The sequence below is a fragment of the Ruminococcus flavefaciens genome (genome assembly GCF_900116855.1).
GTDB lineage: Bacteria > Bacillota > Clostridia > Oscillospirales > Ruminococcaceae > Ruminococcus > Ruminococcus flavefaciens_R.
The window spans coordinates 89,610-108,416 of the sequence record NZ_UETD01000012.1 but is presented as its reverse complement, the minus strand read 5'-3'; the positions used below and the strand labels follow the sequence as shown (position 1 = coordinate 108,416).

Annotated in this window: 18 protein-coding genes; 5 read left to right on the top strand and 13 right to left on the bottom strand. The window is 50.4% G+C overall.

Translation table 11 applies throughout. The annotated features are described in order from the left end of the window. Window positions 1–234, top strand: a 234-nt coding sequence (locus DSZ37_RS13460) for a hypothetical protein (RefSeq protein WP_181380323.1), incomplete at its 5' end; no start/stop codon positions are given. Between the two features lie 61 nt (window positions 235–295). Here DSZ37_RS13460 and gpr read toward each other — a convergent pair. Continuing rightward, window positions 296–1,138, bottom strand: coding sequence for a GPR endopeptidase (gene gpr, locus DSZ37_RS13455; RefSeq protein WP_109727411.1), 843 nt, complete (start codon window positions 1,136–1,138; stop codon window positions 296–298). A 226-nt stretch (window positions 1,139–1,364) separates the two neighbouring features. Between gpr and rpsT the strand changes: the two genes are divergently transcribed. After that, window positions 1,365–1,625 carry a 30S ribosomal protein S20 gene (rpsT, locus tag DSZ37_RS13450; RefSeq protein ID WP_028521558.1) on the top strand — a complete coding sequence of 87 codons (261 nt, stop codon included), beginning with the start codon at window positions 1,365–1,367 and terminating at the stop codon, window positions 1,623–1,625. 143 nt (window positions 1,626–1,768) lie between these two features. On the opposite strand, the gene DSZ37_RS13445 is transcribed toward rpsT, so the two are convergent. The 6 genes from DSZ37_RS13445 to DSZ37_RS13420 form a co-directional block, all read right to left on the bottom strand. Beyond that, on the bottom strand, window positions 1,769–1,975 hold the full coding sequence (locus tag DSZ37_RS13445; protein ID WP_109727410.1) for a hypothetical protein: 207 nt from the start codon (window positions 1,973–1,975) through the stop codon (window positions 1,769–1,771). An 81-nt stretch (window positions 1,976–2,056) separates the two neighbouring features. Next, window positions 2,057–2,566, bottom strand: a complete 510-nt coding sequence (locus tag DSZ37_RS13440; protein ID WP_109727409.1) for a flavin reductase — start codon at window positions 2,564–2,566, stop codon at window positions 2,057–2,059. A 65-nt stretch (window positions 2,567–2,631) separates the two neighbouring features. Continuing rightward, the gene (gene spo0A / locus DSZ37_RS13435) at window positions 2,632–3,387 is read right to left on the bottom strand and encodes a sporulation transcription factor Spo0A (RefSeq protein ID WP_109727408.1); all 756 of its coding nucleotides are present in this window, start codon (window positions 3,385–3,387) and stop codon (window positions 2,632–2,634) included. 190 nt (window positions 3,388–3,577) lie between these two features. Next, window positions 3,578–4,888 carry a hypothetical protein gene (locus DSZ37_RS13430; protein ID WP_109727407.1) on the bottom strand — a complete coding sequence of 437 codons (1,311 nt, stop codon included), beginning with the start codon at window positions 4,886–4,888 and terminating at the stop codon, window positions 3,578–3,580. A gap of 15 nt (window positions 4,889–4,903) precedes the next feature. Further along, on the bottom strand, window positions 4,904–6,556 hold the full coding sequence (locus DSZ37_RS13425) for a glycosyl hydrolase (protein ID WP_109727406.1): 1,653 nt from the start codon (window positions 6,554–6,556) through the stop codon (window positions 4,904–4,906). A 14-nt stretch (window positions 6,557–6,570) separates the two neighbouring features. After that, window positions 6,571–8,892, bottom strand: coding sequence for a glycoside hydrolase family 95 protein (locus tag DSZ37_RS13420; RefSeq protein ID WP_109727405.1), 2,322 nt, complete (start codon window positions 8,890–8,892; stop codon window positions 6,571–6,573). 461 nt (window positions 8,893–9,353) lie between these two features. On the opposite strand from DSZ37_RS13420, the gene DSZ37_RS13415 reads away from it, so the two are divergent. Genes DSZ37_RS13415 through DSZ37_RS13405 form a run of 3 tightly spaced genes read left to right on the top strand, consistent with a single transcriptional unit; the run spans window position 9,354 to window position 12,246 of the window. After that, entirely contained in the window at window positions 9,354–10,844 is a 1,491-nt protein-coding gene (locus DSZ37_RS13415; protein ID WP_109727404.1) for a hypothetical protein, read from the top strand. Then, a complete protein-coding gene (locus DSZ37_RS13410; protein WP_109727403.1) occupies window positions 10,837–11,742 on the top strand; it encodes a hypothetical protein in 906 nt (301 codons plus the stop codon). Before DSZ37_RS13415 ends, DSZ37_RS13410 begins: the two co-directional genes overlap by 8 nt. A gap of 6 nt (window positions 11,743–11,748) precedes the next feature. Further along, window positions 11,749–12,246, top strand: a complete 498-nt coding sequence (locus DSZ37_RS13405; protein WP_109727402.1) for a hypothetical protein — start codon at window positions 11,749–11,751, stop codon at window positions 12,244–12,246. A 384-nt stretch (window positions 12,247–12,630) separates the two neighbouring features. Here the strand turns inward: DSZ37_RS13405 and DSZ37_RS13400 are convergent, their stop codons facing one another. Genes DSZ37_RS13400 through iorA form a run of 6 tightly spaced genes read right to left on the bottom strand, consistent with a single transcriptional unit; the run spans window position 12,631 to window position 18,471 of the window. Continuing rightward, window positions 12,631–13,101 carry a DUF2726 domain-containing protein gene (locus DSZ37_RS13400; RefSeq protein ID WP_109727401.1) on the bottom strand — a complete coding sequence of 157 codons (471 nt, stop codon included), beginning with the start codon at window positions 13,099–13,101 and terminating at the stop codon, window positions 12,631–12,633. Window positions 13,102–13,108: 7 nt separating this feature from the next. Next, complete coding sequence (locus DSZ37_RS13395) at window positions 13,109–14,212, bottom strand: hypothetical protein (RefSeq protein WP_109727400.1); 1,104 nt, start codon at window positions 14,210–14,212, stop codon at window positions 13,109–13,111. Then, window positions 14,212–15,447, bottom strand: a complete 1,236-nt coding sequence (locus DSZ37_RS13390; protein WP_109727399.1) for a phenylacetate--CoA ligase family protein — start codon at window positions 15,445–15,447, stop codon at window positions 14,212–14,214. The genes DSZ37_RS13395 and DSZ37_RS13390 overlap by 1 nt, the downstream gene beginning before the upstream one ends. A gap of 30 nt (window positions 15,448–15,477) precedes the next feature. Continuing rightward, on the bottom strand, window positions 15,478–16,059 hold the full coding sequence (locus tag DSZ37_RS13385) for a hypothetical protein (protein ID WP_109727398.1): 582 nt from the start codon (window positions 16,057–16,059) through the stop codon (window positions 15,478–15,480). 29 nt (window positions 16,060–16,088) lie between these two features. Next, a complete protein-coding gene (locus tag DSZ37_RS13380) occupies window positions 16,089–16,664 on the bottom strand; it encodes an indolepyruvate oxidoreductase subunit beta (RefSeq protein ID WP_109727397.1) in 576 nt (191 codons plus the stop codon). After that, on the bottom strand, window positions 16,654–18,471 hold the full coding sequence (gene iorA, locus DSZ37_RS13375; protein ID WP_109727396.1) for an indolepyruvate ferredoxin oxidoreductase subunit alpha: 1,818 nt from the start codon (window positions 18,469–18,471) through the stop codon (window positions 16,654–16,656). The genes DSZ37_RS13380 and iorA overlap by 11 nt, the downstream gene beginning before the upstream one ends. Between the last annotated feature and the right edge of the window lie 336 nt (window positions 18,472–18,807).

The following is an 18,807-nucleotide window of genomic DNA, read 5'->3' as shown; positions in this document are numbered from 1 at the left end:
ATATATCTGTTTTGGGAGCTTAAACCATCTTCGTGGAGCTTTGAGCATGAAATAATGAATTTACTTAATGACTGTGAAGATAAGGTTGATGAACACAACAGAGAAGTGGAGACAAAAAAGAGAAGAGAAGCCGGTATTTCAGAAGAGCAGGAAATGTTTGAATTATATTCCAAATTAGTAGGCGAAGAAAAGGCTAAAATAATAATTGAAAGCAGAAAGAATAGAGGTAAATAATATATATGCTTACATAAATCCCATTTTATAATTATGAATTATGCATTATGAATTATGAATTTTAAAACAGCCCTCTTACGTCCTCAAAGCTTAGGGCAGGCTGCAGGGCAAGGTTTATGCCGAAGGCGATGAGCTGGGAGGCTCGCTCTGTAAGGCGGTCTATATCACGGGGAGTTACCATCATATTTGGCAGCTCCCTGTTTATTTTCTCACCTGTCAGGCTGCGGACTATGGTGTGCATATCCACCACCGTAGGGACTCCCACGGCGATGACGGGAACTCCCAGCACCTTTTCCGACAGCTCTATGCGGTGGTTGGAAACTCCGCTTCCCGGGGATATGCCTGTGTCGGTGAGCTGTATGGTGGTGCCCAGACGGCTTATGTCCGTGCAGGCGAGGGCGTCCACGGCTATGACGGCGGCAGGGCGGAGCTCCGCTGCTACTGCCCGTATAAGCTCCGCGGACTCAATGCCCGTCTGTCCCATGACTCCACCTGCAAGGGAGCTGACTCGGCGCAGGGACGCGAAAAACTCCTCCTCCACGGTATCGCAGCTGAGATGCCGCGTGGCAAGCACCTTTGCGGCAGTCTGGGGACCTATGGCGTCGGGCGTAATATCGTTGTTGCCGATACCTGCCACCAGAATATCCCCCTCGGGCACAAGTGCGGACAGCTCCGCGGCAAGCTCCTCGGTCATGGACTGATAGTCCTCGGCAAATCGGCTGAGACTGCTGCCCTCAAGGGTGATGTAGCGTCCCCTGCCCTTGCCGATGGTGTCAAGGCAGCTGTCGTCGTCAATGGTTATCTCCGTTATCCTGAAAGCCCTTCCCCTTGTGGAAATGTGAACGCTTTCGGGCAGGCTGTCGGGAGATATGCTTTCAAGTGCAAGATCAGTACGAATATCCATGAATTCCTCCATATTGTGCATATTGCTTTAATTGTGGAAAATATTTCGGGTCATAATTTCACTTTTGGCTATTGAAAAAGGTGTGGAAAAATGTTATAATTATATTTGTCTCAGTATGGCAGCTGTGCGTTGCAGCTGTCGGGAGTGAACGAACCCGTGTTTGCTCCTATTATCTGTAAAATGCAGGTGATTATTCGGTCTGCATAATCCAAGGAGGTGTAACGTAATGCCAAACATTAAGTCTGCAAAGAAGAGAGTAAAGGTCAATGCAACAAAGGCTGCTGCCAACAAGGCAAGAAAGTCTAATCTCAAGACTATCCTCAAGAAGGCTGACGCAGCTGTAGCAGCTGGTTCTGCTGACAAGGCAGAGGCAATCAAGGTTGCTATCAAGAGAGTTGATCAGGCTTGCGCAAAGGGTCTTATGCACAAGAATAAGGCTGCAAGAAAGAAGTCACAGCTCGCTAAGAAGCTCAACTCTGCTGAATAAGGTCTTTTTTGATCATATAAGAAATGAACCCCTTGCGGACAACTCACGGTCCTGCAAGGGGGTTTTGTTTTTCCGATACAAATGACATAAAGACAAACCCCGAGGCATTTTGTAAAAGCTTCGGGGATATTTTATATGAAAAGTCAGTTCATTCTGGATTTAGCAACTTCCCTGAGGACGTGCTCCATGACCTCCTCGGTAGTAGGAACTCTGCCTTTACCGATGTTATTTATGGGGTTTTTGGGGTCTTTGCAGGCTTCCGCGATAGATGCTTCGATCTCGCGTCTTACTTCTGCTTCGGTTACTCCGTTTTTTACAGCTATTTCCTTTAAAATGTTGTTGATATCCATATTCCCTCCAATAGCGGCTTTTACTGTGAAAAGCACTTGTCGTGTGGTTAGTATCGTGTTGTTATTATGCCCCTTTTGCGCTTAATCTTTCACATAGACTCCGACTATCTCGGAGATATAAGCGCGGTGATACGGATCCGTGCCGAAGAACTTTTCGGGGATACCGTCATCTGTGAGAAAACTGCTTTCCTGAAGGTCATAGCTGTAAAGCTTGCGGCAGACCAGTACAAGCTCTGCCTCCTCAAAAGCCATGCAGCCGTCTACCTCGGCAGGAGTGAGACCTGTCTCCTTAGCCTTATCGCAGTCCCTGCCCGAATGGGAACCGCAGAAGGAGAGGGCACTTCTGTATTCCTCGCCGTAGAATGAGGCTGTGAAGCACTCACCTTTCTCGACGAAGTCATAGGTATAGCGGTTAGGTCTGATGTAGCAGGTAAGGACGTTCTTGTTCCAGAGAACTCCCAGCTGACCCCATGAAGCTGTCATGGTGTTGAAGCTGTCCTTATCTCCGCCTGTCAGGAGCATCCACTGTTTGCCTATCTTATCGAAGGGATTGAATGAAAGCTCGCTGATGTCGATTTTTCTGAAAGCCATGATGTTCCTCCTTGTAATTATTCATCACGGGAATTATATTCGGAACTGTCACGGCTTATTCGTTATCAGTGAGTATTCAGAGTGCTTTTATAGCGCAGTCTGAGCTTATCTGTTATAAGAGCGATAAATTCCGAATTTGTGGGCTTGCCCTTGCCCGTATCGACGGTATAGCCGAAGAACGAGTTGAGGGTATCCACATTTCCTCTGTCCCATGCTATTTCAATAGCGTGGCGGATAGCACGTTCCACCCGTGATGACGTGGTATCGTAGATACCTGCCACAGTGGGATAGAGGAGCTTTGTTACGCTGTCAAGTAGAGTTTTGTCCTTGATAGAGTAAAGGATAGCAGTTCTGAGATAGTGATATCCTTTTATATGAGCGGGCACTCCCAGCTGATGTATCATGTCGGTGACAACCACCTCCATGTCGTCGCTGAGACTGCTTACCCTGTCTCCGAGAGAAGAATTGATGGCGGTGCAGAGGTCGTCTGCGCTGTATGGTCTGAGCATAAAGCGTGAAGCGCCGTTTTCCATGACCTGCCTTTCGATGAACTCGTTGTCATAGGCAGAGGTTATGATGAAAACAGGGGGCTTTACGCCCGAATCCCTGACAGTTCTCATGACTGAGATGACGTCGCCGTTCTGTGATGAGATGTCCATGACGGCAACATCGGGGGGATCCTTCTTTATAGACTCAAGTATGATACCGCAGTCTCTGCGCCTTGTATAGGCGTACATTCCCTTTTCGCGGAGCTTATTAGCCACGCTTACACCTGTTTCGGCTGAATCATCGCCGATAAGTACCTTGATCTTGTTATTCATTATTTATACCTCCTTTTGCTTGACGGTCTCTGACCGCTCAATAATGATAACACAAAGCAAAAGGGGGCGGCAACGGGATTTTTTAGGTTCTTACGGTATTTTTGGGTGGGAAATGTAATAACCCATAGCTGTTATAAAACGCCGTCGAAAACGGCTGTCGCATTTGAAGTTATAAGGGAAAAAGCTGCGGTCACTTTTTCTTTTTTCCCGTGAGTATGCCCTCTGATATCTCCCTGACTCTTGTGCCTTGGGGGAAAAGCTTGTCGGCAAGCTTCTGAAGAGGGTTCTTTTTGACCGCTTTTGTATGTACGGGAGCGAGTTTTGGTTCATTGGCGGGTTTTCCCCATTTTTTGAGACCAATTTCGGAAAGAGTTGGCTTTATCAGTTCTCTGTCGCCGATATAGCTGAATTTTTCGATGAATTCCAGCGGCAGCTGACAGCCTTCGCCGCCGTATTTCCCGATGAAATCTCCGAAATGGTGGTAGACCATCTGTTCAAAGTCCCGTTTTCCCTCAGATATCTCCTTATTATTCTCCATAGCGGCTATGAGCTCTTTCTGAAGCTCTGTCTCGGGGGAGAATTCCTCAATGAACATAAGAGGACCCAGCACCATGAAGCCCAGCATACGGCATTGACCGCAGAAATCGCTTTTTGGCACCTTATTCTGGGGAGTATCGAAACCGTAAGCCGCATACAGTGCAAGAGCGCACCTGAGGGCAGTAAATGCAGGTTCATCTATGTCGTAGAGGTGTTTATCCTCAATGAAGCCGCGGAGCCTTCCCGACTTTATCATAAGAGCCATGGCAGGCTGTAGCATCAGCGCGCGCATACCTCTTACAATAGGAGCCTCTACGTCACTTGTGAAGTCGCCGCCGATGTGGAGGATATTTGAAGCTTCCAATCCCGATTTTTTCACTACCACATCGAGGTAAGCAGTTTCTGCGGAATCGGGGATATTCTGCTCGGCAGGGATTATCAGAGCGTCATATGCTCCGTAGCCGCAGTCGCAGAGTATCTTTACAATAACATCTCTCGGATATATGGACTCCGAGGTGATGATTATCTTGTTCTTGCAGTCCTTAGCCTTATCGAACAGGAGCTTTCCCGTATTTCTGGCAAAGGCAAAATGGTGGATGAGGTCACACTCGCGGTTGAACAGCTTTTCCCTTCCCGTGGGAGTGATGCCGCTCATCTTGGTGAAGATGTCGTATATCTTTTCGAGGGTCACATTTCCCTTGAGACCGTATTTCTTTTCGGCAGCCTTCTGTGCCTCTGTCCTGAGCTGGGTGAAGGTCTTGTTTCCCGTATTCAGCAGGGCGAAGTCGTCCTCCATGAACAGGAAAAGGTCCTCGGGCTGAGAGAAAGGGGTGAGCACAAGGGTCTCCCAAATTTTGAAGCTTGTTGCCTTGTGGTCGTTCCTTGCCACCTCGTGGAGCATCTTTACCATCAGCTCCGCCTGAGTGTCGGAATCGGGCTTGATTGGCGAAATATCGTCGTTCATAGGAAGCCTCCTTGCTTATTCGTCGGTATCTGCCTCAGCAGGCTGAGGTTCGAGACCTCTCATTTTCTGATACTCGTCCAGAGTCATTGCACCGTCGGAGTTATAAGCCCTGACGATTGCGTCCTTGCTGGTGTATTTCTCGGAATACTCGCCCTTTTCGTCCTGAATGTACTTTCCGTACCACAGTCCGAAGAAGGACCATACTGCGTTGTCGCGGAAGGCGGTGTCCATATCGGGAACGCTTCCGCACTCGCTGAGGGCAATGAGCTTATCGCTGCCCACGAACTTCTGTACAGCAGCAAATTCCTCGTAAAATCTGTTTCCGTAGTCCTTTTCGCCGTCGAGGTAGAGGTCTACCGCAGCAATATCAAAGGTACGCTTGTCCACAAGAGAGCTCTCACTCTGACCGTTCCATATCCAGATAAGGTTGTCCAGCTCGAAATACTTGGTAAAGCGGTCGTAGATGAGCTGCCAGAGCCACTTATAGGGAGCATTTCCCTTGGCGCCCCACCAGTACCAGTCGCCGCAGCCCTCGGGTAGAGGTCTCCACAGCACGGGGACTCCCCTGTTTTTCAGCGATGTGAGCTGTCCTGCCATACTGTCGATGTCAAGGATGAGACCGTAGCACTCTTTGGAAATAGTGCCCTTGCTGTACATCTCTCTCAGCTCCTCCTCTGTGAGAAGTGAGATATCCTCCTCTGTGACAGCCTTTGAAAGGTCGAAGTCGGTATCCTCGGTGCGGATGCCGCTTTTCTTGTCCGATGGAGACTCCCAGAACCAGCTTACACAGGTGATGCCGCCGCCGAGATACCAGTCTGCGGCAGCGTCTATTTCTTTGAAGCTCTCATCGAAGCTCTCGTCGGGCACCTCAAAGTTTGAAAAGCGTATAACGGGGTATTTGCCTGTGGTGCGGTAGATAAGGTCCATTTCGGAGTTATCTCCGCCGTAGGCATACTGTCCCGTGATGATATACTGTCCGTAATTCTCCGTGAGGAAGCTCATGAGCTCCTTTGCGGACTCCCCTGCGTTCTTGTTTACCAGCTCGCCCTTGGCGTTATAGCTGATGTCGCTGAGGGAGGTATTGTTTTCTATCTTGAGATAGTCTATGCACATATCGCCGTTCTGCGGAGTCAAGGTTATCTTCTGCTTGCCCTTTGTGAGGAATACTCCGTATATGGTGATATAGGTGAACTGGTCGTTGTCGGTGGTCCTGAACACTGTCAGCTGCTCGTCGCCCAGCGTCAGTCGGCAGTCCACAGCCTTTTTTGCTGAGATGTTGAAGGATAAGTCATAGTGCTGATTGCTGGGGACGTCAACCTCGAATGTTACCGAAGCCTCGCCCTTGTCGCCAAAGCCCGTAACATAGCCATCTCCGCTGAATTCGGGCAGATCTGTTGCAGCCTTTGCGCCGCCTTTCAGCTCGCCCTTTTCCGCCTCATAGAGGTTGCCGGACTGGGTCTTTTCTATCTCGGGGAAGGTAACGGGGTAATCGGGAAATGTCTCCACAGGAACCGTGGTAGTCGGCTCGGTGGTCTTTTTAGCAGTAGTTTCCTCGATTATAGGCACGGAAGCCGTTACCGAAACCTTTTTGCTTTTGCTGCAGGCTGAGAATGCCGATGCGGCAGCTCCCACAGCAGCTGCAAGAGCGATGATCTTGCGAATATCCATTTGTTCCTCCTATATCAGGCTTTGACAGTATATTTTCTGCCCTGTTCCGTGGCAAATACCACAGCGCCGTCCTCTATGCGAGAGTTGACCGATTCTCCGCCGCAGGTTATGCTGACTACGGAGTTGGTCCTCAGACGCAGCTCGCCGCCCAGAGATGAATATATCTCCGCGGAGCTCAGCTTGTTCTCTATCCAGTTCATATCCACGATGAAGCCGCCCTTTGCTCTGAGTCCCCTGACGTGACCCTTGCTCCACTCGTCGGGGAGGGCGGGCAGCAGGTATACACAGCCTCCGCAGCTCTGAATGAGCGATTCCGCAATAGCGGCAGTGCCGCCCAGATTGCCGTCAATGCTCATGGAGGGCTTCCACGACATCATGTTGGGAGCGGTATAGTGTGACAGCAGTCTTTTCAGATTTTCCGAGACCATGCGGCTGTCATAGAGCCTTGCCCACATATTTGTGACCCATGAGCAGCTCCAGGCTGTACGTCCGCCGCCGTTGATAAGACGGCGCACAAGAGTAGCTCTTGCGGCGTCTGACAGCTTTGGTGTGCTGTGTGGAGTAATGAGGTCGGCGGGATGGAGAGCGAATAGCTGAGAGATATGAAGATGACCGATATCGGTCTCGTCGAAGTCCTCCGACCACTCCATTATCTGTCCGTACTTGCCCACCTGAGGCTGAGGCAGTTTCTTTACAGCTTCCACCAGTTTGCCTGCAAGAGCCTCATCTCTGCCCAGTATTCCGGCAGCCTTTATGACGTCTGAGAACAGCACCGTAAGTATCTGTGAGTCGATGGCAGGTCCCATGCATAGGCTTGCCTTTGTGCCGTTTTCGTCGATATATGTGTTTTCGGGAGATACAGAGGGCCCTGTTACCAGTTTGCCGTCCTTGTTCTCCGCGAGGTATTCAAGGAAGAATTCAGCGGCTTCCTTCATTATGTGGTACTTCTCGCTGAGGAAATCCCTGTCGAGGGTGTACTCATAGTGCTCGAAGATGTGCAGAGCCAGCCATGCGCCGCCCATAGGCCATATGGTAGCCGTCCTGTTCTCGTCCTGAGGAGCGGTATCGCCCCAGATATCCGTATTATGGTGACATACGAAGCCCTTTGAGATGCCGTACATCTCTTTTGCGGTAACTCTGCCGTTGCCGCAGACCCTCTCCAGAAGGTCGAAAAGGGGCAGGTGACATTCGGGGAGACCGCAGTTCTCTGCCGGCCAGTAGCACATCTCGGTATTTATGTTGAGTATGTACCTGCTGCCGATATGTACAGCTGTCAGGTCGTTCCAGAGTCCCTGAAGTCCCACAGGCTGAGTGCCTGCACGACTGCATGATATCATGAGGTATCTTCCGAAGTTGAAGTAAAGCTCGAAAAGCTTGTTATCGTTTATAAGACGGCGGCAGTCCTTGTTATCAAGCTCGTCGCCCTTGAGACGGTCTATCCTTTCGGCAGTTGTGAGGAACTCGATGTTCTCCTCCTCGCTGTTGTCGCTGAGAGAAAGCTCCACGCGGTCGAAAAGCTCGCGGTAGTCGTTGACATGGCGGTAGTAGAGCTCGTCATATTCGCACTGCAAAGCCATTTCCGTGTCCACCTCTGCGGACTCGGCGTAGCTCTGGCTGTAGAAGTCGGTGCGGACAGAGAGAATTATAGTTGCCTCGTCGGCATTCTCCACCACAAGTCTGCTTCCCACCGCCTTTACGGTGCCGTTTTTGGCGGAAGCTCCGAGACAGGCAGCAAAGAGTATACCGTTTGCACCGCCTGTGCCGCCGCTGAAAAGTATCATATTTCCGCCGCAGGGACGGTTGTCGTCGTAAAGGTCCTCGGGGCTGTCTATGCAGCAGGAGAAGGACACCATCTGCGGCTCCGATGCGCTTATGCGCACAGCCATGACCTCATCGGGTGCGGAGACAAAATACTCCTTTGTGTATGTTACCCCGTTGACGGTAAAGGAAGCGTCCGCAACGGCGCTGCCGATGTCGAGACTGCGTGAATACTCCCTTGCCCTGCCGTCCAGCCGGAGGTCTATCTTCAGCTCGCCGAGGGGCATATATCTTCGCATATTGGGCGTGACACCCTGCATTTTCGTGAAGGCAGCGTCCTCGGCTTCCGAGGGCTTACCCTCCATGAGCAGGCTGCGGGCTTCTTTGAAGCCCTCCTTTGCGTCGGGGTTGATACGGTGGCGCAGACCGCCCGACCAGAAAGAATCCTCGTTGAGAGTGATCGACTCCTTATCGGGTGTGCCCCATATCATAGCTCCGATACGTCCGTTTCCGATAGGCAGAGCTTCAATGTAGCTCTCAGCGGGAGAATCGTATTTCATTATAGTTTCAGTACTCATTTGTATCTCCTATGGGAATATAGTATCGTTGGTTCATAGCGTGTGGAAAAATGTCAATAGTTTGTGTATCTTACTATTATAACATAAATGCTTTAAAATAGCAAGTGGCGCGGCGATAAAGCCGATATTTTACAGTATTCTGCCGCGAAACAGGCGGCGGAGGCACTCCGCTTATAACATAAACTTACTGATAAAGCAAGTGGCGCGGCGATAAAGCCGATATTTTACAGTATTCTGCCGCGAAACAGGCAGCGGAGGCACTCCGCTTATAACATAAACTTACTGATAAAGCAAGTATTGAGATATTAGTTGTTAGTGATTAGTGCTTGGTTTGGTATTGACAGTGTGAGGTCGGTGCGATATAATGGATATATATTTTTTTGTTTTAACATGAAAAATCTTCGTCTTTTCCGCCCTCTGAAATCACTTATATATGAAGACTATCCGAAAGGAGCATCATCATGAAAAGGGTATTATGTTTATTTGCGGCTTCAATGCTTGCTTTCAGCACTTTCTCATGCAGTGAGAATAAGAATAAAAAGTCCTCGGCTCCCGTGTCGGAGACAGGTGAGGACATTTCGGGAGAGCCCGTGGAAAGGGAGTTTATGACATATTCCGCCGAGGATTTCGCCACAGTGGATGTGAATACTACCATTACGGACAGGGAGTTCCCCTATAAGCGCTGCGAATTTTCATCTAAGGAGCAGGACTTCGGCAGCAGGATATCCCCGTGCAGGGACGAGAAATACCGCGACAGGTTCATGGAATATTTAGACAGCGGCTACCGTGAGGAACGATTTATAGCAGACAGGGTAGCGGAATGGGAAGCGAGCTTTGTCACCCCCGATGATCTTATGATCACCTCCGCAATTGGCTGCGGCACAACTGCCTATATAGCCGTAAATTTCGATACGCTCTGTTACGGATGCCATGAGAGCTCGGTTTTCCGCTATGATACGGAAAAGGGAGAGCTGAAGGAGATACTCCATCACTCCGACCCCGAAAACAGCCTTGAGATAAGGCAGATATGCTCCGTCCGCGGAGAGCTTTTCGTGGATACGGATACTATGGGCATCTGCCGCTTTGACGGGGAAACAGGCGAGATGGAGCAGATACTGGAAAGCGAAGATGACGGTTATGGCCACATGGTCTCCAATGACGCCGACAGGCTCATAGTTACATTTTCCGTCCCTCAGAGGGAAAAGGTGGACAAGGACTATAAGCCCAAGGAAGGAGAGATAGTATACTCCAACGACAATGAGAACTTCTTCATTGAGCATGGCTCGGACATGACCATGAAGGAGTACGATTTCGATACGGGGGAGTGGAAGGAGCTTTATTCCGTTTTCAGCCCTGCTGAAGAAAGCAAATGGGGCACAGAGGAGTTCCCCAACATATACGGGGAGCTCTTTGCGTGGAAGGAAAAGCCAGAGGGCACACGAAAATACGACGTTGTAACCGAGGAATACAGAGTGTCAACAGGTCTCAACAACTGCGATATAGTATATGCGGGCAGGGATAAGCTTATTCTTACCCTTTCCAACGGCGGAGGAAATGGCGGCGTTTCTAAATATGTCCTGCACGAATTCGACTTTGAGACCATGCAGCACTATGTCATTGATTATACCAACTACGGCGGAAACTGCATTGCCTTCGGTGACGGAGTTATCACATATATGGGCGGTATGCGTACAGGTGGCGCTTACTACATCATGCCTTCTCTGGGACTTGTTTTCCCTATTGAGTCAGCTCCTCATGATGACGGAAGCCTGATGAACATGAGTACGGGACTTTTCGGCAATGACAGAAAAAATGCGATGTTCATGACCTACCGTCCTACAAAATCAAAGCCAGTGACGGTAAGTACCCCTGACGGTGACTTCACACATACGGAGTATTCTGACTATGAGTACATATACTTCTGGTTCACTGCGGATGAAAACGATGAATAAGAGAATAGCCCTGATACTGGCGGCAGTTTCGGTGCTGGGCTGGGGCTGCGCCGAGAAGAAAAAGGTCAGCTCGGTGACCGATGACATCACGGGCGACTACACCGAGGAAAACGAAATAAGTACAAAGGCTGAGTACAGCGACAGCGATTTCAAGGTGCTGAACGTCACACTGAGCTATCCCGAGGGAGAGGCTCCCGTAAAGGTGGAGAGCACAGACCTCAGCGGCATTGAGGTGGGCGAGAGGATACCTGTCTGCAACAGGGCGGAGTTCGCCGAGCAATGCTACGGGCAGGAATACTGGAACGACCAGACTGTATATAACTGGCAGGATTTCGTAGACAAGCCCATAGAGGGAGTCATAGAAAACTGCTATACCGAGAATGACCTCTGCTTCCTCTACATTTCCTACCCCAATTTCAAGTTTGACATATATGACTGGGAAGTGTTATGCTATGACCCGAAAAGCGGAAGCACTGAGGAGGTATACAGCTGGTCAGCCGAGAGACTGGAGGATCACTTTAATCCCCCATGCTTCGGAAATGGAGCCCTGTTCAGTGAGGTCTACGACTCCTCGGGTGAAAAGGGCAGCGTGATCTATAAGACCGACCTCTATACCCATGAGACGGAGCAGGTCTTTGAGGGCAGCACCGAGGAGTATTTATGGCTCCATACCGATGATACGGGAGCTGTCTGCATACTCGCATATCCAAAGGACAGCGATGATGACGGGGTGCTTTACAAGTTTGACAGCGACAAGGACGGATTTGTGCTGAGCGATGATACGGGAGCTGTCTGCATACTCGCATATCCAAAGGACAGCGATGATGACGGGGTGCTTTACAAGTTTGACAGCGACAAGGATGGATTTGTGCTGAGCGAGGATATAGAAGCTCCCTAAAATTCGGTGTCAAACGACCGCTTCAACGGTGTACAGAGCCATCTGGTAAAGCGTGAGGGCAGCCGCAAGCTGGATATGGACAACGAGTTTTACCACGCGGAGACCTCTGTCTCCACGGGCATAATCGTATATGCCGACGCAGAGTGCTTCATCATAAGGTCGGGGAATAAGCTCCACACCTATGATATCACGAAGATGGAGCACTATATCTCCGACATCACGGACATGGGTGACGAGATAACCTACAGCTGCGGAATGGTGTTCATCGGAAACAGGAGCAATACCTTCCGGATGCCTGTATACTGCATAATGCCCGAGTTGGGACTCACCTACCCTGTCTGCGAAAAGGGCATATATGGGGACATCAGAAGGCAGGAGGACGGAATATCCTTCAACAGTATACATAATGTGGAGAACACCATGGTCGGTGCCGGCGGTGAGGTCTTTTTGACATACAGCTTACATACCGTGGATAAGGTATACAGATTGACAGTTGAGAGCTGAAAGCGCAGGGGCGCACATTGTGCGCCCCTACAAAAAGTATGGCTATCGGTATACTTATATAGCAGTTTTACGCGTAATTTTGAGGGAAGTCCTTTTGAAGAAGTGCTTCCCTTAATTCTTTTTCTGAGGACTCTGTTTTGTTTTTATCAGGACAGGGCGCTTGATAATATATGCCTTTTTATTATATTTAAGGCGCCCTGTCCTGATAAAAACCAGCCAAAAGTCTTTGGAAAAGGGGTTCGGGGTGACTCCCCGCAGTGCGGGGAGATGTCACGCAGTGACAGAGGGGCGCGCCTCCGTCAGAGGAGAACCTTTCCTCAGAAAGGTTTTTCCCCGATAGTTTCGTATAAATTTCTATATAAGCATCACAGTAGCCATGCTTTTTTATTTCAGGTATTCCTCGATAACGTCAAGGTCGCCGTAGGTTCGGAGCAGGGTGTAGCCCGTGTTCTCCAGCACGGCGTTGACGAAATCGTCCCTTTCCACGCGGTCAGCGCGGGCGTGGGAGGTGTCGTCCAGCTCTATGAGCGCCACGATGCAGGTCTCATCGTCGGCAAGGGCAAAGTCGATATGCTTTGCCTTTATCTTGTTGAAGCACTCCATCCAGTATGGGTTCTCCTCCTTGGGCTTGGGCTCGATAAGGTCCGCAAGCCTGACCTTGGTGTAGATATTAAGCCCGTACTGATCCGCAAGGGGCTTCAGACGGGTGTAGAACTCATACTCCCTGTCGGTGAGGATGGTCTTGGCGTTGTAGAGCTTGGTAATATCGGGCTTGTGAAGCCTTTTGTACAGCCATACCGCAAAAGCGATAAGGGCTATTATAAATATCAGCGCGAGAAGTTCGTTTATATCCATATATCAGTTATCGTTTTTCGCCCGAGTATATCTCCTCGATGATACTGCCATTTTCGTCTGTTTCCGCAAGGCAGGAGTAGAAAGCTCCCGAGCCTCCGCGTACAAAGAGCCTGCCGTCGGCTGTGCCTATTTCTTTTATGAAGTCACACTCTGTCAGGTCGCTGCAGTCCATGATCTCCTTTTCGCCGCTGCTGTCAAGGGAAAAGACTGACTTTGTGTCCGTGAAGATGAGCTTGTCCCCGAGGAAGCAGTATTTCATGCATGGAGTTTCGCTTACCTGCTTAGGCTCTCCGCCATCCACAGGGATGCTGTACAGCTTGTTGAAGTCGATATAGTACAGCTTTCCGCCTGTGATAACGGGGCGCTCGCCCACAGCAAGCTCCTTGTAGGAGGCTGAGGAGGCTCCGTCAAATGCGATGATATGCTCCTTGACTCCCACATCATAGGAGCAGATAAGGCAGGTCTTTCCGCCGATATCCGCATATCCCACGATACGGGCGTTTTTATGGTCTATGTGAAAGCTTTCCTGTGAGAGCTTTCCCGAGTAGTCCATGATCTTTATTTCGGTCTCCTCGCCGTCGGGACAGCAGAAAAGTATGCCGTCATCGAAGAAGTAAAAGCTCTCTCTCCTCGGTACAAAGTCCGCGGACTTTGTATCCTTGCTGAGCAGGGAGGACTTCCCCTCATCGTAAACGCACAGTCCCTCATCGGGAGAGTAGTAATAGAGCTTTTCCCCGTCACAGTGGTATACCACGCTGTATTCGGGCAGGTCGAGCTCCTCGGTACTGCCCTTTCTGTTGTCGCGGACATAGACCTCGTGAGGACCGTCCTGATCGTTTTTTTCGGTAACATAGACATAGTCGCCGTTGTCCATGATATAAAGGATATCATTGCCGTTGGAGACAACGTCCGCCATGTTTGCGGATATTTCTTCCGATTCGGCTTCAGACGCCTTTTCCGTGGTCTCCTCCTCGGCAGGAGCAGTAGTCTCTGGTGCTTCGGTGGTGAGCTCAGAGCTGCTTTCATATGAGGTATTGTTATCCGAGCAGCCCGAAATGAGGGGCGCTGCAAGGAGCGCCCCCATAACAGCTGCAATAAAGCTGTGTCTCATCAGTCAAATCTCTCGTCGATAACTCTTGCGGTCTTCTTCATGCTTCTGGGCAGAACTCCCACCTCTACTACCTTTACGATAGGAGTGAAGCCTATCCTGCTCTTTACCTTTTCGGCTATCCTCTTGCTCAGTGCATCGAAGTCCACATCGCCTGTTGACTCAACGTAGATACGCATGGTGTCCTTGCCGTCAAGGTGAGATATGCGGATCTGGTATTCGCTGTTGATCTCGCTGAAGTTTGCAAGAACTTCCTCTATCTGGCTGGGGAACACGTTGACGCCCTTTATCTTCATCATGTCGTCTGTACGTCCCATGATGGTGTCAAGACGGGGATAGCAGCGTCCGCACTTGCACTTGCCGGGGATTATCCTTGAAAGGTCATGTGTTCTGTAACGGATAAGGGGAGCGCCCTCCTTGACGAGGGTCGTGATGACGATCTCGCCCATTTCTCCGTCGGGCACGGGCTCGCCTGTCTTGGGGTCGATGACCTCTATGTAGAGGTAGTCGTCCCAGTAGTGCATACCCTCGTTATATTCGCAGTTTATGCCGATACCGGGACCGTATATCTCGGTAAGTCCGTAGATATCGTAGAGCTCTATGCCCAGCGACTCGGAGATGTGCTTGCGCATCTTGTCGCTCCATCTCTCAGAGCCGATAACTCCCTTTTTGAGGTGGATATTATCCTTTATGCCGCGCTTCTCTATCTCCTCAGCAAGAAGAAGTGCATATGAAGATGTTGAGCAGAGCACGGTGCTCTTCATATCCTGCATCATCTGGAGCTGCTTGTCGGTATTTCCTGGACCCATTGGTATTACCATTGCGCCCAGCTTCTCGGCACCGTTCTGGAAGCCGATACCTGCTGTCCAGAGGCCGTAGCCGGGGGTTATCTGAATGCGGTCCATATTGGTTATGCCTGCTGTTTCGTAGCAGCGCTTGAACATGATAGCCCAGTCGTCAACGTCCTTGGCTGTATAGGGGATAATTACGGGAGTACCGGTAGTTCCCGATGATGAATGTATGCGGACTATCTCCTCCTCGGGAGCAGTCATGAGTCCGAGGGGATATGCGTCACGGAGGTCCTTCTTCTCGGAGAAGGGCAGTTTTGTGAAGTCCTCGGGAGTTTCAACGTGGGTAATGCCTGCTTCTGCAAGCTTTTTTCCATAGAAGCTGCCTGCCTCAACGAGAGCGCGTATGCGGTCGTTGACCAGGTCAAGCTGCTGCTGAGAGATCTGCATGATCGTTCTTTCCTTTCACATTAACATTTATCAGAAGATAAGCAACAGTAGTCTGAATTTCGTCATGAGCTGAAAGCCGTCCCTTGTCTTGTGCTTCTGAGAGAAGCGTGAGAATGACATCTCCTCGACCCTTTTCCAGACGTCCTCGCCGAAAAGAGCGGTACGGTTTCTTATACTGTCCTCGCCGTCGCACATAAAGAGCTGTACAGTGGGTGTAAAGTCGCAGTAATTGCCCATATAGTAAGGACCTGCGTAGACGTCCTTGACGGGCTTGTTTCCGGGGATATAGATGTTTGATGTAACAAGTCTCGCACCCACGCTCAGACCGTACATATCAGCCAGAGCATCGGGGAACTTCAGGAACAGCACACCGTCCATCTCGTCTGAGTAGGCGGATATTATCAGCGGTGATACGGATACCACGACTGCGGGCTGTGTATCGCCGTTCATGAGGTAGCCTCCGAGACGCTTGAACTGCTTGTTGAAGTAGACTCTCTTGAAGCCCTTTACATGAAGCATCTCATCCCTTATGTAGTCGAATTTTTCTCTTGATGGTAAGACGTTACCTGCATTTTCTGCGGCAGTATTTGGGTCAACATAGTTAATTTCCATTAATTGTATAGCTCCTTGTCTGTGTCGGTTTATTTTATGTCATATCGCAGAGCCTTGCTGTTGAGCTCCACGAACTGGGGTCTTACTGTCTTTTTCATGGTGTCCTCGATATCATCCACCGAGAACGGGAGCACGCCGTTGCGGACAGCTGCACCCAGCATTACCATGTTCAGCACCTTTGGTGAGCCTATCTCCTCGATAGCGCGGTTTCCGTCAACGAGAACCACATTCTCCACATTGCGCTGAAGGTAATCCAGCATCTCGTTCCCTGTGTAGTCAGAGCCGCTGAGAGTAGCTGTAACGGGCATTATGGGGTGGGTATTGACTACCACCTGACCGCCGTCCCTGAGATAGGGCAGCATACGGACAGCCTCGGCAGGCTCGAAGCCGATGATTATATCAGCGGTCTTCTCGGGGAACATAGGGCAGTAGATATCGTCGCCAAGTCTCAGAAAGCTGAAAACGCTTCCGCCCTTCTGAGCCATACCGATGGTCTCTGCGCTCATAACGGGAATATCATGCTCCATAGCTGTTGCGGCGATGAGCTTTGAGGTGAGGACTATTCCCTGACCTCCTACGCCGCAGATAAGGATATTACTCTGCATCTTCGCCACCTCCTATAGCACCGAAAGGACATACCTGCGAACAGAGTCCGCAGCCTGTACAAAGGGAATTCTCGATAGTTACCCTGCCGTCCCTCAGTACGATGCCGGGGCAGCCGAGGGTCTTTATGCACTTCTTGCAGGAGGTACACTTTACGCTGTCGATAACAGCGGGCTTGTTGCCCTTGATGAGCACAGCACAGGGTGACTTGAACACGATGGCTTTTACGCCCTTTTCGGCGGAAACACGCTTTACCGTGTCGATAGCCTTGCTGAGCTCAAGGGGATCAACGGTCTCAACTGTCTTTACGCCCACGCCCTTCAGGACCTCCTGAATGCTGACCTTTTCAACGACCTCGCCCATCATGGTGCGGCCTGTGCCTGGGTGGGGCTGGTGACCTGTCATGGCGGTGGTGGAGTTGTCAAGGACTACCAGTGTCATGTCAGCCTGATTGTAGACAGCGTTCACGGCGCCTGTTATAGCCGATGCGAAGAATGTGGAGTCGCCCACGAATGCAAAGCAGTTGGTGTCGGGCTCTATCTTGCCGATACCCTGAGTGATGTTCACGCCTGCGCCCATGCAGAGGCAGGTGTCCACCATGTCGAGGGGCATGGCATTTCCGAGGGTGTAGCAGCCGATATCACCGCAGAATACTGACTTCTTGCCCTTCATTGCTTCCTTTACTGCAAAGAATGAGGCTCTGTGAGGACAGCCTGCGCAGAGCACGGGAGGTCTTACGGGAAGTGCGGGGGGAGTCTCGGTCTCTGCGGAAGCAGGCTTCTCCCAGCCCATGAATTCGGCAATATTTGCGGCAACTGATGCACAGGTGTTCTCGCCTGCGGTCTTTACATTGTGAGTAAGCTTGCCCAGTATCTTTGTGGAAAGGTGGTACTTTCCGCAGATGTAGGTCAGCTCTCTCTCGATGATGGGGTCCAGCTCCTCGATACAGAGCACCTCGTCCAGTCCCTCAAGGAACTTTACGGCAGCCTGCTCGGGAAATGGGAAGGGTGTTGACACCTTGAACACTCTGGGTGCGCTCTTTCCGCGGAGTGCCTCCATGGTGTAGGTGTAGCTGATGCCGTGGGTAGCGATACCCCTGCGGCAGCTCTTATCGCCTGCCTCGGTGATGATGTTTCTCTCATATTCCGAGAATACCTTGGAAAGCTCAACATTGCGCTCCTCGATGTGGATATGAGCGTTGTATGAAAGACGGGGGAAGATGACCCACTTTGATGAGTCCTTGACGAAGCCCTCGGGCTTGTTTACCTTGTATTCCTCCTTGTCCTTGACCTCAATGGAAGCGTAGCCGTGACAGACTCTTGTTGTAGGTCTGAAAAGCACGGGAGTGTGGTATTTCTCGGAATACTCGAAAGCCTCCTGTATCATGTCATATGCTTCCTGTACAGACGAAGGGTCGAAGCAGGGAAGCTTTGAGAAAGAGGCGAAATGTCTTGTATCCTGTTCTGTCTGTGAAGAAATGGGGCCCGGGTCGTCAGCCACAAGAATTACCATGCCGCCCTTTACGCCTATATAGGCAAGGCTCATGAGGGGGTCGGAAGCCACGTTGAGACCCACCTGCTTCATGGTTACCATTGAGCGGGCGCCGCTGTAAGCCGCACCTGCGCCAAGCTCCATAGCGGCTTTTTCGTTTACCGACCACTCGACGTATATTGAGCCGTCGTTGGCTTTTGCGGTAGTTTCAAGTACCTCCGTGGAGGGAGTACCCGGGTAGCCTGAAACCAAATTCAGACCTGCTGCGATAGCGCCGCGTGCTATGGCAGCATTACCCATTAAAAATTCCTTATGCATAGTATCCTCCTTTAGGGTATCTCTAAAAACCCCTTCCAAGGAAAACCAGCTATGCACGGCATCTGCTGCGTCAACCTCCCTCGCAGTGCGACAGCACGCCTTCGGGAGCTTTCCTTGCATCTTCCGCACCTATCTGATTTTTCTTACTGAAATGGATTTTTAGAGATGCCCTTTAATACTTCAAAAAGTCCATACTTAATATAATTATACCATTTATAGGGGATAAAGTCAAATACCGGTGATGGCGGACAGTGAAAAATATGTCCGGAACAAAAATAGCCCCGAAGCGATCCAAAGACCGTCTCGGGGCAAAGCCTGTGTATTTGCATAAAAATC

Excerpts from the sequence above, each read along its gene's own strand:
- DSZ37_RS13415 (WP_109727404.1), top strand. The coding sequence starts at position 9,354 with ATGAAAAGGGTATTATGTTTATTTGCGGCTTCAATGCTTGCTTTCAGC.
- DSZ37_RS13385 (WP_109727398.1), bottom strand. The coding sequence starts at position 16,059 with ATGGAAATTAACTATGTTGACCCAAATACTGCCGCAGAAAATGCAGGT.
- spo0A (WP_109727408.1), bottom strand. The coding sequence starts at position 3,387 with ATGAATAACAAGATCAAGGTACTTATCGGCGATGATTCAGCCGAAACA.
- DSZ37_RS13380 (WP_109727397.1), bottom strand. The coding sequence starts at position 16,664 with ATGCAGAGTAATATCCTTATCTGCGGCGTAGGAGGTCAGGGAATAGTC.
- DSZ37_RS13410 (WP_109727403.1), top strand. The coding sequence starts at position 10,837 with ATGAATAAGAGAATAGCCCTGATACTGGCGGCAGTTTCGGTGCTGGGC.
- DSZ37_RS13430 (WP_109727407.1), bottom strand. The coding sequence starts at position 4,888 with ATGAACGACGATATTTCGCCAATCAAGCCCGATTCCGACACTCAGGCG.
- DSZ37_RS13420 (WP_109727405.1), bottom strand. The coding sequence starts at position 8,892 with ATGAGTACTGAAACTATAATGAAATACGATTCTCCCGCTGAGAGCTAC.
- DSZ37_RS13445 (WP_109727410.1), bottom strand. The coding sequence starts at position 1,975 with ATGGATATCAACAACATTTTAAAGGAAATAGCTGTAAAAAACGGAGTA.
- gpr (WP_109727411.1), bottom strand. The coding sequence starts at position 1,138 with ATGGATATTCGTACTGATCTTGCACTTGAAAGCATATCTCCCGACAGC.
- iorA (WP_109727396.1), bottom strand. The coding sequence starts at position 18,471 with ATGCATAAGGAATTTTTAATGGGTAATGCTGCCATAGCACGCGGCGCT.
- DSZ37_RS13395 (WP_109727400.1), bottom strand. The coding sequence starts at position 14,212 with ATGAGACACAGCTTTATTGCAGCTGTTATGGGGGCGCTCCTTGCAGCG.
- DSZ37_RS13425 (WP_109727406.1), bottom strand. The coding sequence starts at position 6,556 with ATGGATATTCGCAAGATCATCGCTCTTGCAGCTGCTGTGGGAGCTGCC.
- DSZ37_RS13440 (WP_109727409.1), bottom strand. The coding sequence starts at position 2,566 with ATGGCTTTCAGAAAAATCGACATCAGCGAGCTTTCATTCAATCCCTTC.
- DSZ37_RS13400 (WP_109727401.1), bottom strand. The coding sequence starts at position 13,101 with ATGGATATAAACGAACTTCTCGCGCTGATATTTATAATAGCCCTTATC.
- DSZ37_RS13390 (WP_109727399.1), bottom strand. The coding sequence starts at position 15,447 with ATGCAGATCTCTCAGCAGCAGCTTGACCTGGTCAACGACCGCATACGC.
- rpsT (WP_028521558.1), top strand. The coding sequence starts at position 1,365 with ATGCCAAACATTAAGTCTGCAAAGAAGAGAGTAAAGGTCAATGCAACA.